This is a genomic window from Amycolatopsis sp. cmx-11-12, assembly GCF_046269425.1.
Lineage (GTDB): Bacteria > Actinomycetota > Actinomycetes > Mycobacteriales > Pseudonocardiaceae > Amycolatopsis.
On sequence record NZ_JADNQM010000008.1, the window covers coordinates 225,477 to 239,122 of the forward strand.

Annotated in this window: 13 protein-coding genes; 12 read left to right on the forward strand and 1 reads right to left on the reverse strand. The window is 67.3% G+C overall.

What is annotated here, in order from left to right:
* The first annotated feature begins 1 nt into the window (after position 1).
* The 9 genes from ACLARN_RS14005 to ACLARN_RS14045 all read left to right on the forward strand — a co-directional run bounded on the left by ACLARN_RS14005 (position 2) and on the right by ACLARN_RS14045 (position 9,148).
* Entirely contained in the window at positions 2-850 is an 849-nt protein-coding gene (locus ACLARN_RS14005; protein ID WP_409491798.1) for an MlaE family ABC transporter permease, read from the forward strand.
* Complete coding sequence (locus tag ACLARN_RS14010; protein ID WP_409491799.1) at positions 847-2,163, forward strand: MCE family protein; 1,317 nt, start codon at positions 847-849, stop codon at positions 2,161-2,163. The genes ACLARN_RS14005 and ACLARN_RS14010 overlap by 4 nt, the downstream gene beginning before the upstream one ends.
* A gap of 310 nt (positions 2,164-2,473) precedes the next feature.
* The gene (locus ACLARN_RS14015) at positions 2,474-3,511 is read left to right on the forward strand and encodes an MCE family protein (protein ID WP_409491800.1); all 1,038 of its coding nucleotides are present in this window, start codon (positions 2,474-2,476) and stop codon (positions 3,509-3,511) included.
* Positions 3,508-4,539 (forward strand): MCE family protein, encoded by a 1,032-nt coding sequence (locus ACLARN_RS14020; RefSeq protein ID WP_409491801.1) that lies wholly within the window; start codon positions 3,508-3,510, stop codon positions 4,537-4,539. Before ACLARN_RS14015 ends, ACLARN_RS14020 begins: the two co-directional genes overlap by 4 nt.
* Positions 4,536-5,726, forward strand: a complete 1,191-nt coding sequence (locus ACLARN_RS14025; protein WP_409491802.1) for an MCE family protein — start codon at positions 4,536-4,538, stop codon at positions 5,724-5,726. The genes ACLARN_RS14020 and ACLARN_RS14025 overlap by 4 nt, the downstream gene beginning before the upstream one ends.
* Positions 5,723-6,937 (forward strand): MCE family protein, encoded by a 1,215-nt coding sequence (locus ACLARN_RS14030; RefSeq protein ID WP_409491803.1) that lies wholly within the window; start codon positions 5,723-5,725, stop codon positions 6,935-6,937. Before ACLARN_RS14025 ends, ACLARN_RS14030 begins: the two co-directional genes overlap by 4 nt.
* Positions 6,934-8,169: an MCE family protein gene (locus ACLARN_RS14035; RefSeq protein ID WP_409491804.1), complete on the forward strand. Its 1,236-nt coding sequence runs from the start codon at positions 6,934-6,936 to the stop codon at positions 8,167-8,169. Before ACLARN_RS14030 ends, ACLARN_RS14035 begins: the two co-directional genes overlap by 4 nt.
* A complete protein-coding gene (locus ACLARN_RS14040; protein ID WP_409491805.1) occupies positions 8,169-8,657 on the forward strand; it encodes a hypothetical protein in 489 nt (162 codons plus the stop codon). The genes ACLARN_RS14035 and ACLARN_RS14040 overlap by 1 nt, the downstream gene beginning before the upstream one ends.
* Positions 8,654-9,148 (forward strand): hypothetical protein, encoded by a 495-nt coding sequence (locus tag ACLARN_RS14045; RefSeq protein ID WP_409491806.1) that lies wholly within the window; start codon positions 8,654-8,656, stop codon positions 9,146-9,148. The genes ACLARN_RS14040 and ACLARN_RS14045 overlap by 4 nt, the downstream gene beginning before the upstream one ends.
* Here the strand turns inward: ACLARN_RS14045 and ACLARN_RS14050 are convergent, their stop codons facing one another.
* Complete coding sequence (locus tag ACLARN_RS14050; RefSeq protein ID WP_409491807.1) at positions 9,149-9,664, reverse strand: hypothetical protein; 516 nt, start codon at positions 9,662-9,664, stop codon at positions 9,149-9,151.
* 177 nt (positions 9,665-9,841) lie between these two features.
* On the opposite strand from ACLARN_RS14050, the gene ACLARN_RS14055 reads away from it, so the two are divergent.
* The 3 genes from ACLARN_RS14055 (at position 9,842) to ACLARN_RS14065 (ending at position 13,288) form a co-directional block, all read left to right on the forward strand.
* Positions 9,842-11,086, forward strand: a complete 1,245-nt coding sequence (locus ACLARN_RS14055) for an aminotransferase class I/II-fold pyridoxal phosphate-dependent enzyme (protein WP_409491808.1) — start codon at positions 9,842-9,844, stop codon at positions 11,084-11,086.
* 87 nt (positions 11,087-11,173) lie between these two features.
* Positions 11,174-12,121, forward strand: a complete 948-nt coding sequence (locus ACLARN_RS14060) for a ferritin-like domain-containing protein (RefSeq protein WP_409491809.1) — start codon at positions 11,174-11,176, stop codon at positions 12,119-12,121.
* 63 nt (positions 12,122-12,184) lie between these two features.
* Positions 12,185-13,288, forward strand: coding sequence for an FAD-dependent oxidoreductase (locus tag ACLARN_RS14065; protein WP_409491810.1), 1,104 nt, complete (start codon positions 12,185-12,187; stop codon positions 13,286-13,288).
* Positions 13,289-13,646: the final 358 nt, after the last annotated feature.

The following is a 13,646-nucleotide window of genomic DNA, read 5'->3' on the forward strand; positions in this document are numbered from 1 at the left end:
CATGGCAGCCGAACCCAATGTTTCGGACCGGACCCTCGAGATCATCGCGCGTCCGGGCGCCATGCTGGAAGGCTTCGGGGGCCAGCTGTCGTTCTACTTCCGGGCGCTGGCCTGGACCCCGCGCACGATCCGGCGCTACGGACGCGAGATCTTCCGCCTGCTGACCGAAGTCAGCTTCGGCACCGGCGCGCTCGCGGTGATCGGCGGGACGCTCGGCGTGATGATCGGGATGACGCTGTTCACCGGTCTCATCGTCGGCTTGCAGGGCTATTCCGCGCTGAACCAACTCGGCACCGCGGCGCTGACCGGGTTCATCTCGGCCTACTTCAACACCCGCGAGGTCGCGCCGCTTTCGGCCGGGCTCGCGCTTTCGGCCACCGTCGGCTGCGGCTTCACCGCGCAACTAGGGGCGATGAAGATCTCCGAGGAGATCGACGCGCTCGAAGTGATGGGCGTGCCGAGCCTGCCGTACCTCGTGACGACGCGGGTGATCGCCGGTGTCACCGCGGTCATCCCGCTCTACGCCGTCGGCCTGCTTTCGTCCTACCTGGCTTCGCGGCAGATCACCATCTGGCTCTACGGCCAGTCCGCGGGCACCTACGACCACTACTTCACGTTGTTCCTGCCGCCCGAGGACGTGCTCTGGTCGTTCCTCAAGGTGATCATCTTCAGCGTGCTCGTCATCCTTTCCCATTGCTACTACGGCTACACAGCCAGCGGTGGGCCCGCCGGGGTCGGCATCGCCGTCGGCCGCGCGGTGCGGACGTCGATCGTGCTGATCTCGGTGCTCGACTTCTTCCTCAGCCTCGCGATCTGGGGCGCCACGACGACGGTGAGGATTTCCGGGTGAACAGGGGGATACTGCTGAAACGGCTCCGGCACCAGGTGCTGGGGCTGGTCTTCCTCGTGGTGGTCGTGCTGTTCTTCGTCACCACCATCGCGTTCTACCAGAAGGCCTTCACCACGGTGACCCTGGTGAAACTGGAGACCGACCGCATCGGCAACCAGATGCGCGAGGGCGCGGACGTCAAGGTGCGCGGGATGGTCGTCGGCGAGGTGCGGTCGATCCAGGCACACGGCGACCGCGCGACGATGGACCTGGCGCTGCAACCGGACAAGACCAAGGTCATCCCGTCGAACGTGTCCGCGCGGCTGCTGCCGAAGACGTTGTTCGGTGAGCGGTACGTCGCCCTTCAGATTCCCGGAAAGCCGGAACGCCACATCGGTGAAGGCGACGTCATCCCGCAGGACCGCAGCAGCAGCGCGATCGAACTGGAAACCGTCCTCGGCAACGTGATGCCGTTGTTGCAGGCCGTGCAGCCGGAGAAGATGGCGAGCACACTCAACGCCGTCGCGTCCGCTTTGGACGGTCAGGGCAAGCAACTCGGCACGACGCTGGCCGGGCTTTCGGACTACCTCGGGAAAGTGAACCCGTCGCTGCCCGATCTCAAGGCCGACATCACCGGACTGGCCGACGCCGCCGCGATCTACGACAAGGCCGCGCCGGATCTGCTGGCCGCGCTGTCGGATCTGACCACCACGAGCAAGACCCTGGTCGAGAGCCAGCGCGGGCTCGCCGACGTCTACTCGACGGTGACCGCGGCCTCGATCGACCTGACGAGCTTCCTGAAAGTGAACCAGGACAACCTGATCCGCCTCACCACCAACCTTCAGCCCACGTTGGACGTCCTCGCGAAATACGCGCCGGAGTACCCGTGCCTGCTCAAACAGCTGGCCGGTTCGGTGCCGCGCGCGGAACTCGCGTTCGGCAAGGGCACCGCGCATCCCGAGGTCAGCCGGGTGACCATCGAGTTCACGCCGAGCCGCGGCAAGTACCTGCCCGGCGTCGACGAGCCGAAGTACAACGACAAACGCGGCCCTCGGTGCTATCCGGAGGTGCCGCCGCCGGGACGCTGGCCGCAGTACCCGCCGGACGGCGCGATCGACGACGGTTCGTCCAAACCCGCGCCGCCGCGCGACCCGGACGGCAAGTTGCCCGCCGGTGGGAGCGCGGGTGGTTCGGTGGTGAACAGCCCGGACGAACAGCGGCTGATCGACCTGCTCGTGTCGCCCGCCATGGGCACGACGCCGGATCAGGTGCCGAACTGGGGCAGCCTGCTGGTCGGGCCGCTGTACCGCGGAGCCGAGGTGGAACTCCGATGAGAACTCAGCCGAGCTCACCGGGCGCCGGGTTCCGGCCATGTCGCGAAAGCCACTTTCGGGACATCAGGTGTCCCGAAAGTGGCTTTCGCGACACGCTCGTGGTAGGTGCCGGTGGTGATTCGGGAGTTAGCCAGGTTCCCAATGTCGCATTTGAGACGCTCAGTGTCCCCAATGCGGCATTGGGGACATCGGGCCACGGCGGGCTGAAGGGGCACTTCACCGCATGCGACGCGGCGAAGGGAGCTTTCACCGCGTCCGATGTGGTGAAAGCGTTCTTCAGCCCCGGATCCGCGAGGGAGGTGGAACTCCGATGAGGTCCTTCGTTCCCGACCTGGTCAAGATCCTCATCTTCGCGGTCGTCACCGTGCTGCTCACCGCGATCCTCGGCGCCACCATCGCCAACACCAACTTCGGCGAAACCTCGGGCTACACGGCCAAGTTCACCGACGCGTCCGGCCTCAAGGAGGGCGACGACGTCCGTATCGTCGGGGTGAAGGTCGGGCAGGTCGGCGAGATCGAGATCGAAGAGGGCGAACGGAACTTCGCCCAGGTCCACTTCGACATCCAGACCACGCACCGGCTGCCGGCGTCGGTGACCGCGACCATCAAGTACCGCAACCTCGTCGGGCAGCGGTACCTCTCGCTCGGCACGGACATCGGCGACGAGAAGTCGTTGCCGCACGGCGGGGTCATCCCGCCCGAGCGCACCAAACCAGCGCTGAACCTCACGGTGCTCTTCAACGGGTTCAAGCCGCTCTTCCGCGCACTGAACCCCGAGGACGTCAACAAGCTCTCCTACGAGATCATCCAGGTCTTCCAGGGCGAGGGCGGCACGATCACCAGCCTGCTCGCGCACACCGCGTCGGTCACGTCGGCCATCGCGGGCAAGGACAAGATCATCGGCGACGTCATCGCGAACCTCAACACCGTGCTCGGCACGGTCGAGAAGCGCTCGCCGCAGCTGGGCGAGCTGATCGACCAGACCCAGCGGCTGGTCACCGGGCTTGCCGAACAGCGGCAGCCGATCGGGGAGGCGGTCAAGGCGCTCGGCGACCTCACCGTCGCCACGACGGGCCTGCTCGCCGACGCGCGCCCCGCGCTCAAGGACGACGTCGTGCAACTCGGTGCGCTGTCGCAGAACCTCGGCGATTCGGAGCAGCTGATCGACCATCTCTTGCAGGTGCTGCCGGGCAACCTGCAGAAGTTCACCAGGACGCTGAGTTACGGCAGCTGGTTCAACTACTACCTGTGCGGGATCTCCGGCAGCATCGGCATCAAGTCGCTCAACATCGAACTGCCGATCACGCCGCTGCCCGGCACGCAGCGACCGGAGAGGTGCGGGCCGTGAAGCCATTGAAGGAACGCAACCAGGCCGCGGTCGGTGCGGTGACGCTCATCCTGATCGTGCTGATCACCGCGACGACGTACTTCTCCGACCGGATCCCCTTGTTCGGCAGTGGGACGACGTACTCCGCGTACTTCGGCGAATCGGCCGGATTGGCGCCGGACAACGAGGTCCAGATCGCCGGGGTCAAGGTCGGCCAAGTCACCTCGGTGGAACTCGCGGGCAAGAAGGTGCTGGTGAAGTTCCGGGTCAAGGATGCCCGCGTCGGCGACGCGACGGCCGCGTCGATCGAGATCAAGACGCTGCTGGGCGAGAAACTGCTGGCGCTGACACCGAAAGGCAAGGCGAGCCAGGATCCGAACACCACCATCGGACTCGACCGCACGCGGACGCCGTTCGAACTGCAGGACGCGTTCCAGCAGCTGTCGGGCACGGTCGGCGAAATCGACACCGCGCAGCTGGCGACGAGCTTCACCGTCCTCTCCGACGCGCTCAAGGACAGCCCGCAGTACCTCAAGGACGCGCTGGGCGGGCTTTCTTCCTTGTCCAAGACGGTTTCCTCGCGCGACAGTGACCTGAAGACGTTGCTGGCCAACACGAGCACCGTGTCCAAGACGCTGTCCGACCGCAACGCCCAGCTGAAACGGATCCTCGACGACGGCAACCTCCTGCTCGCCGAACTGCAGAACCGGAAGGACGCGATCAGCACGTTGCTCAAGGGCACGCAACAGGTTTCGGCGCAACTGTCCGGGCTCGTCGCCGACAACCGGACGCAGCTCAAGCCGACGCTGGAGAAACTCGGCAAGGTCACCGACATCCTGCAACGCAACCAGGACAACCTCAGCCGCAGCCTCGCGCTGATGGCGCCGTTCGCCAGGGTCGGCGCCAACGCGACCGGGAACGGGCGCTGGTTCGAGGGTTACCTGTGCGGGCTGCTGCCGCCGACGATCATCGCGGGCGCCTTCCAGGTCAACCCGGAGGGCTGCACGCCACCGATCGCCGCGCCGAACCAGGGAGTGGGGGGACGATGACCATCCACACACGCACCGGGCGCACGCTCTACACGTGGGTCGCTTTCGCCTGCGTCCTCGTGCTGGTCGTGACCGCCGGGCTTTGGCTCGTGTTCAAGGAACCCGGCGGGACGCGGATCAGCGCGTACTTCGGGAAGACCGTCGGGCTCTACGCCGGTTCGTCGGTGCGGGTGCTCGGGGTGAAGGTCGGCGAGATCACCGGCGTGACACCGCAGGGCGAGGCCGTCCGGGTCGACATGCGGATCGACGACGACACCCCGATCCCGGCCGACGCGGGCGCTGTCGTCGTCTCGCCGAGCCTGGTGAGCGACCGGTACGTGCAGCTGACCCCGGCGTACGAGAGCGGCCCCGAGATGGCCACGGACGCGGTGATCGCCAAGGAGAAGACGGCGACCCCGGCGGAACTCGACGATCTCTACACGAGTCTCGACAAGCTCTCGACGAGCCTCGGTCCCAACGGCGCCAACAAGAACGGCGCGTTGTCCGACGTACTCGACACCGCCGCGGCGAACCTCGGCGGCAACGGGAAGAACCTCAACACCACGGTGACCCGGTTGTCCGAACTGGCCAAAACGCTGGACGGCTCCAAGGGCGACCTGTTCACGACGGTGCGGAACCTGAACTCGTTCACCGGCGCCTTGGCCGAAAGCGACCAGCAGCTCAACGAGTTCTACCGCCGCGCCGCCGACGTCAGCGGTTTCCTCGCCGCGGACTCCGCCGACGTGGGCGCCGCGCTGAGTTCACTCGCGACGGCGATGGGTGACGTCGAGAAGTTCGTCGCGGAGAACAAGGACCTGCTTTCGTCCAATGTGGACAAACTGGCCGGGCTGACGAAGGTGCTCGTGGACCAGCGGGCCTCACTCGCCGAAGTGATCGACATCGCGCCGACCGGGGCCACCAACTTCATCAACTCCTACGACGCCGCCTCCGGCACGATCGCCGTGCGGGACAACCTCAACGAGCTGACCCATCCGCCGATCCTGACCGTCTGCCGCCTGATCAGCGCGAGTACGCCCAAGCCGATCCCGGACGCGCTGGGCAACATCTGCAAGCAGCTCGCGCCCGTCCTCGACGGCACGCTGAAACTGCCTTCGGTCCCGCAAGTGCTGGCCTCGTTGCAGAGCGGCGAACTCCCGCCGCTGCCGCTCCCGCTGATCGACGTCATGAGCAAGGGGCTCCCGAAATGAGGCGGCAACGGCAGAAGATCGCGGGCGTGATGGCGGGCGTCCTGGTGCTGGCCGGATGCAGTGACGGCGGCTTTTCGGGACTGTACAACACTCCCTTGCCAGGCGGTGCCGATCTCGGCGACCGCCCGTACCGGCTGTCCGCGCAGTTCTCCGACGTCCTCGACCTCGTGCCGCAGGCGAGTGTGAAGGTCAACGACGTCCCGGTCGGCCGGGTCGAGAAGATCGACCTCGCGCCGGACACGCGCTCGGCGTGGGTGAGCATGGTCGTCAACGGTGACATCGCGCTGCCCGCGAACGCGCGTGCCGAACTCCGGCAGTCGAGTCTGCTGGGGGAGAAGTTCGTCGACCTGCACGCGCCGGACAAACCCGAAGGCGCGCTCGCCGAGGGCGCGAAGATCCCGCTGGACCGGACGAACCGCAACCCCGAGGTCGAAGAGGTACTCGGCGCGCTTTCCCTGCTGCTCAACGGTGGCGGGGTCGAGCAGATCCAGAAGATCAGCCACGAACTGAACGACGCGCTCACCGGCAACGAGGCCGAGGTCCGCTCGCTGCTGTCCCAAGTGGACAAACTGGCGACCGAACTCGACGGGCACAAGGGCGAGATCCTGCGAGCCATCGACGGTCTCGACAAGCTGTCGAAAACCCTGGTCGGCCAGACGCAGAACCTGACGAACGCGCTCGACAACCTCTCGCCCGGGCTCAAGATCGTGACCGAGCAACGGGATCAGCTCGTCGGCATGTTGCAGTCGCTGAACACGCTGTCCGGCGTCGCGACCGACACGATCAAAGCCAGCAAGGACTCGCTGGTGGCGAACCTTCGCGCGTTACAGCCGACGCTGAAGAAGCTGACCGAGGCGGGCCAGGATCTGCCGACCGCGCTGCGGATCCTGCTCACGTACCCGTTCCCGGACTACGCGGGCAACGTGATCAAGGGTGACTACGCGAACGTGGAAGCCAAGATCGACCTGAACCTGGACACGTTCCTGGAGAACATGAACAACTCGTCGCAGCCGATCATCCAGCTGCCGGGGAACAAGGGCACCGGCGCGCCCGGCGCGATCCCGTTCAACAATGGCGCCGCGCCACCGATACTGCCGCTGCCCACCGGCGACCTTCCGCAGGCACCCCAGACTCCGCAAGGACAAGGCGGGGACGTCCTGGGCGGCGTCCTCGGCGGGCTCCTCGGGCCGATCCTGGGAGGTGGCCGGTGATCACCCGCAAGACCAAGATCCAGATGGCGGCGTTCATCGTCATCGCGGTGGTTTCGGTCGTCTACGCGGGCGGCAAGTACGCCGGGCTGGACCGGCTGTTCGGCACCCGCGGCTACCTCGTCACGGCGCAACTCGTGGACTCCGGCGGGATCTTCGTCAACGCCGAGGTCTCCTATCGCGGGGTCGCGGTCGGCAAGGTCGCGTCGATGACGCTCACCGAGCACGGCATCGACCTCGGCCTCGACATCGATTCGGGGGCGCCGAAGATCCCGGCGGACACGAAGGCCGCGGTCGCGAACCGGTCGGCGGTGGGCGAGCAGTACGTCGATCTGCTGCCCATGCACGAAAACGGGCCGTACCTCGCCCAAGGTTCGGTCATCGCCCGCGACAAGACCTCGATCCCGCTCGCGCCGGACACCGTACTGTCCAATTTGGACAAACTGGTGTCGAGTGTGAAACCGGAGTCGCTGAAGACCGTCGTCGACGAGACCTACGAGGCGTTCGCCAACGCCGGCCCGGATCTGCGGCAACTGCTGGACAGCACCGGATCCCTCACCGCGACGGCGACGCAGTACCTGCCCGACACCCAAGGCCTGCTGGCCAATTCGCGGACGGTGCTGGATACCCAGCGGCGGCAGGCGGACAACATCACGAAGTTCTCCAGCGGCCTCAAGACGATCGCCGCGCAGCTGAAGACGTCCGACCCGGACCTGCGGCGGGTGATCGACGAAGCGCCGAAGCTGAGCCGTCAGATCAGTGACGTGCTGGCGGTTTCCGGGACTGACCTCGGAGTGCTGTTCGCGAACACGCTCACCACCGCCCAGATCACCTCAGCCCGCACCGACGCGATCGAAGAACTCCTTGTCGCGTACCCGATCATCTCGGCGTTCTCGCGGTCGACGTCGCCGGACGGCACGGGGCACCTCGGTGTCGTGTTCAACTTCTTCGACCCGGCCTCGTGCACCAAGGGCTACGAGGGCACGAAACAGCGTCCCGCCAACGACCTCACCGAAGCGCCGGTGAACACCCAGGCGTACTGCGCCGAGCCGCCGGGAAGCCCCACTGGCGTGCGAGGCTCGCAGAACGCCCCGTACGCAGGGAAACCTCCGGCGATCCCGGAGCGGCCGAAGCAGACCCCGCAGGCGGCGGAATCCGCGCAGCTGCCGGGCGTGCTGAGCCTGCTCACCGGCTCCGGTCCCGGCGGGCTGGGCTCGTTGCTGGGCGGCAAGTAGTGCTCACCCGCTCGCTCACCGTCGTCGCCGCGCTGGCGGTCCTCGTGGCCGCCTGGTTCGGCTGGTCGTGGTGGAGCGCCGCCCAGGACGACGGCCTCGCGCGCGGACGGGAACGGGAAGCCGTCCTCACCGCCGCGTCCGGCCAGCTGGAAGTGCTCAACACGATCGACTACCGCACCGGCGCCAAGGACGTCGACCGCTGGCTCGGCGTCACCACCGGACGGCTCGGGAAGGACCTCACCGGCGACCGGCAGATCCAGATCGACCGGGCGAACACCGGCAAGACCGTCGCGACCGCGAAACTCAAGCAGGCCGCGGTCACCGAACTCGACGCCGCCGCCGGGACTGCCCGGCTGATGGCCGTGCTGGACGTGGAGGTCAGCACCGGCGGCGGACCGGCCGCCCCCAAGGTGAGCAGGCTGACCGTGGACTACCAGCGCGCCGAGGACGGCTGGAAGGTCAGCGCGGTGCAGGCGGCGGGCTCATGACCACTCGGCTACCGCGGATCCTGATCGCGGTCATCGTGCTGGCCACCGGCTGCGCGGTGTGGTTCGGGCTGGAGGCGTCGTCGCTGGGCTCCGACGGCAACGCGGCGCTGGTGGACCAGGCCGCGACCGCCGAGGTCTCGGACCAGGTCGGCGCCGGCGTGAAGGCCGTCTTCTCCTACGACTACAGCAACCTCGCGCGGACCGAACGGGCCGCGGCCGACGTACTGACCGGCGAAGCGACCGGACAGTACCGGGACCAGTTCACGTCGGCACGGAAACGGGCCGAGGAACAGAAGCTGGTGCGCACCACGACGGTCCGTTCGCTCGGCGTCCGGTCCTTGCGCGGCGACCAGGCCGAAGTGCTGTTGTTCCTCGACCAGCAGACGCTCACCCCCGGTGGCGCCGCCCCGCAATCGTCGGTTTCCCAGCTTTCGGTGACCGCTGTCCGGATCGACGGCCGCTGGAAGATCTCACAGCTCACCCCGCTCTGATCACGAAAGTCGCTTCATGTTCGCCGAGGTGATGGCGCCGCCGGAAACGGTGTAGGAACCGGAGAAAGCACGCAGGGAACCATCGGTCTGACGAGCGGAAAGATCGACGTAAACAGTGTTCCCTCGCACGCTCGTCACGGTGAGAGCGACCCACGAAGTCGTCGCGTATCCCTTGGCGTAGGAAGCAAGAGTGCCGCCTTTGGCCAGCTTTTGGCCGCCGAGGTTCCACGCGGTGGAGAAATCACCCCGGTTGATCGCCTCGTAGTAGGCGATCACCGTCTGCGCCACCGGAATCGCGGGTACTTGCGCGGGTGCGGGATAGATCGTCCGCGTCGTCGGCGGCGCGGCATAAACCGTCTGTGGCGGGGCCGCGACCACCGGTGGCTGCACCACGATCGTGCTCGTGGGAGCGGCCAGTGCGACGACGGGCGTCGCCGTGCCCTGATTCGGGACCGCGCACGCGGCGAGTGTCCCCGCGGCCAGCAAAGTCACCGTCGCCCATTTCTGCACCTTCATTTTTCTCCCCTTTTCCTGGTGATACCGACAATGCGGGAAAGAGGGGCCTCGTCACTAGAGGACTTGTCCTCGTTACGAATACTGGAAAACGCACCGCAACCGTTATGGGATCTTGCCTGCCGGAGGTGTCGGGCACCCTCGTCTCACGCCGATCGGCCGCCGGGTTTAGCGTTAGGCATGACCACTGCACCTGTCGATGTCGAGAGCGCCCACCGCGACTACGCGGCCCTCGTCGACCGTGGCCTCTCCCTGGACATCACCCGCGGCAAGCCGTCCCCCCGCCAGCTGGACCTCGCCGACGGGCTGCTCGCCCTCCCCGGAGACACGCGTAAGGCCGAGGACGGCACGGACGTCCGCAACTACGGAGGCCTCAAGGGCCTGCCCGAGCTCCGCCGCATCTTCGCCGGGCCGCTTCAGGTCCCGGCCGAGCAGCTGCTCGCCGCGGGCAACTCCAGTCTGGAGCTGATGCACGACGCCATCGTGCAGGCCTACCTCAGCAAGATCCCGGGCGCCGAGCGCCGCTGGGCCGACGAGGAGCGGGTCGTCTTCCTGTGCCCGGTCCCGGGTTACGACCGCCACTTCGCGCTGGCCGAGCGCTTCGGCATCGAGCTGGTCCAGGTGCCGCTCACCGAGACCGGCCCGGACATGGACGTCGTCGAGCGCCTCGTCGCCGAGGACGCCGCGGTCAAGGGCATCTGGTGCGTGCCGAAGTACAGCAACCCGACCGGCGTCACCTACAGCGACGACACCGTGCGCCGCCTCGCCACGATGACCACGGCCGCCCCGGACTTCCGGATCTTCTGGGACAACGCCTACGCCGTGCACCACCTCACCGAGGTCGAGGCGCCGCTGGCCGACGTGTTCGCTCTCTGCGCCGAGGCGGGCAACGCCGACCGCGTGCTCGTGTTCGGTTCCACCTCGAAGGTGACCTACGCCGGTGGCGGTGTCGGCTTCCTCGGCGCGTCCGAGGCCAACCTGGCCTGGTGGACCGGCCTCATCGGCAAGCGGACCATCGGCCCGGACAAGGTCAACCAGCTCCGGCACGCGCTGTTCCTGCGTGACGAGGACGGCGTCCGCGAGCACATGCGCAAGCACGCGGAGCTCATCGGCCCGAAGTTCGCGGCCGTCGACGAGATCCTCACCAAGGAACTGGGCGAATCGGGCCTCGCGTCCTGGACCAAGCCGACCGGCGGGTACTTCGTCTCGCTGACCGTGCCCGCCGGGACCGCCAAGGAGGTCGTGCGGCTGGCCAAGGAGGCCGGTGTCGCCCTGACCCCGGCCGGTGCGACGCACCCCTACGGCGACGACCCTGAAGACGCCGTCATCCGCATCGCGCCGACGTACCCTGAGCTGGCCGAGGTCGAAGAGGCGATCCGCGGTCTCGCCGTCTGCGTTCGCCTTGCCGCGGCGACGAAGAAATAAATTCGAGATCTTTTCCAATCCGGGTCACGGGTGGTTCCGAACGTCCGAGTGGGTGGGTGTACACCGCAAGGACGAGAGGAACCACTCGTGTTCGGAAAGCCGTTCGTTCGTACCCTGATTTCGCGTAGTGCCGAGAACCGCACGGATCGCCGCCGGTTCTTGAAGGCCGCCGGCGCGGCGGGGCTCGGTGTCGTCGGCGCGACCTACCTCGGGGTGCAGGCCACCTCGAGCGCTTCGGCCACCGGTGAAGCGGCCGCCGAAGCCGCCGCTCCCAGTGACGCGGCCGTGCTCAACTTCGCGCTCAACCTGGAGTATCTCGAAGCCGAGTTCTACTCCTTCGCCGTCTACGGCCGCGGGCTGCCGGACGACCTCACCGGCGGCGCCGGCACCCAGGGCGGGGTGGCGGGTGGCAAGAAGGTGATGTTCCACGACAAGGCCCTGCACCAGTTCGCGAAGGAGATCGCGGGCGACGAGGTCGCGCACGTCAAGTTCCTGCGTGGTGCCTTGGGCGAGGCCGCGGTGTCGAGGCCGGAGATCGACCTCAAGGACAGCTTCACCGCGGCCGCGCGGGCGGCCGGGTTGATCAGCGAGTACCAGCAGTTCGACCCCTTCGCCAACGAGAAGAACTTCCTGCTCGCGGCGTTCCTGTTCGAGGACGTCGGCGTGACGGCCTACAAGGGCGCCGCGCCGTTGATCACCAACAAGACGTTCCTGGACGCGGCCGCGGGCATCCTGGCCGCCGAGGCCTACCACGCCGCCACCATCCGGACGTCACTGTTCGACCGGGACCTCGGCGACGCGGCCGCCAAGATCTCCAACGCCCGCGACGCCCTCGACGGTCCGGGCGACGACGATCAGGGCATCGTGCTGGGCAACCAGGCCAACATCGTGCCCACCGACAACAACGGCATCTGCTTCGGCCGGAGCGCCGACAGGGTGCTGAACGTCGTCTACCTGAACCCAGGGTCGGTGAAGGAGGGCGGGTTCTTCCCCAAGGGAGTGAACGGCGACATCGTCGCCAGCGGCGGCGCGTGACCCTGCTGTCGTGTCGCCGTTGCCGGTACCGTCGGGTGACGGCGACACGACAGGGGGTTCGCGGTGAAGGCTGTGATCATCGGCGGCGGCATCTCGGGCACGGTGACCGCGATGGCGTTGCAGCGGGCCGGAATCGAGGCGAGTGTCCACGAGGCGTACCCGACCGGCGGTGAGGACGCGGGCGCGTTCCTGACGATCATGCACAACGGCATGGACGCCCTGCGCGCCATCGATGCCGAAGGGCCGGTCGTCGAGAACTCGTTCGCCGCCGACGGCCTGGAACTGGTGACGCCGGACGGCCGGACCGTCGAGCGGCGTTCGTTCGACCTCGACGGCCTCGCCGGACCGCGCACCTTGACTCGTGCGGCGTTTTATCGCGTGCTGCAAGAGGAAGCGATCTCGCGGGGGATCACCTTCGAACGAGGGAAGCGGCTGGTTTCGGCGTCGCCGGGTGTCACCGCGCGGTTCGAGGACGGGTCTGTCGCCGAAGGTGACATCCTGATCGGTGCCGACGGCCTGCGGTCGGTGGTCCGGAACCTCATCGACCCTTCGTGCCCGCCGCCGCGCTCGACGGGACTGGACGTCGTCTACGGCTACACGACCGACACGAGCGTCCCGCAGGCGCCGTCGCTCTATCGGATGATCCAGAGCCTGCACGCCTTCTTCGGCTACACGAGCGCCCCGGACGGCTCGACGTACTGGTTCGCGCGGCTTCCCACCGCTGAAGGTGTGCGGAGCGGCCTGTCGGCGGCTGAGTGGCGCTCGGCGGCCTTCGCCGCTTTCGACGGGGAACCGTTGCCTGCCGCGGAGATCATCCAATCGACCGGCGACGACGTCTTCGGCGGTCACTCTTACGACGTACCTTCGACGCCGGTGTGGTTCACGTCGTCGATGGTGCTCGTCGGGGACGCGGCACACGCGGCTTCGCCCGCGGCCGGGCAGGGGGCGTCGATGGCGCTGGAGGACAGTGTCGTGCTGGCGCAGTGTTTACGGGATCTTCCTGACGCGCCAACGGCTTTCGCGGCCTACGAGCGGTTGCGGCGGGCGCGGGTGGAGAAGCTGGTGGCCAGCAGCGCCGCGGTGTCGTCGGGGACGACGTCGGACGAGAGGCGGAACTGGCTTTACCAGCACCACATCGAGTGGGACGCCAAGATCCCCCGCAATTAGTCACCTACTTGCGATCGCGCGTGAAGGCCCCCTCCCGCGGCTCACCTCGATGTTCCCAATGTCGCATTTGGGTCGCTGAGCGTCTCAAATGCGACCTTGGGAACACGCAGTCAGCGGCGCGGCCTGCCCGCTCACTGCACTCTCAAGTACGTGATGGCCCCCGTCCTTGCGCTAGACGCAGGGTCCCGGCAAAGTCGCAGAGTTGCTGGTCAGCGCTGCTCTTGGTGATCCGGGCTTGATATCGCTAGTGCCCGCAAGGGTCGAGCGGGGAGGATTCCGGACGTTGAACGTCCGGAATCCTCCCCGCTCAGGGGGCTCCGCAACCGGTGTGACCCGTGACGGTGAAGGAATGGGGACA

Excerpts from the sequence above, each read along its gene's own strand:
- ACLARN_RS14005 (WP_409491798.1), top strand. The coding sequence starts at position 2 with ATGGCAGCCGAACCCAATGTTTCGGACCGGACCCTCGAGATCATCGCG.
- ACLARN_RS14015 (WP_409491800.1), top strand. The coding sequence starts at position 2,474 with ATGAGGTCCTTCGTTCCCGACCTGGTCAAGATCCTCATCTTCGCGGTC.
- ACLARN_RS14025 (WP_409491802.1), top strand. The coding sequence starts at position 4,536 with ATGACCATCCACACACGCACCGGGCGCACGCTCTACACGTGGGTCGCT.
- ACLARN_RS14030 (WP_409491803.1), top strand. The coding sequence starts at position 5,723 with ATGAGGCGGCAACGGCAGAAGATCGCGGGCGTGATGGCGGGCGTCCTG.
- ACLARN_RS14045 (WP_409491806.1), top strand. The coding sequence starts at position 8,654 with ATGACCACTCGGCTACCGCGGATCCTGATCGCGGTCATCGTGCTGGCC.
- ACLARN_RS14050 (WP_409491807.1), bottom strand. The coding sequence starts at position 9,664 with ATGAAGGTGCAGAAATGGGCGACGGTGACTTTGCTGGCCGCGGGGACA.
- ACLARN_RS14055 (WP_409491808.1), top strand. The coding sequence starts at position 9,842 with ATGACCACTGCACCTGTCGATGTCGAGAGCGCCCACCGCGACTACGCG.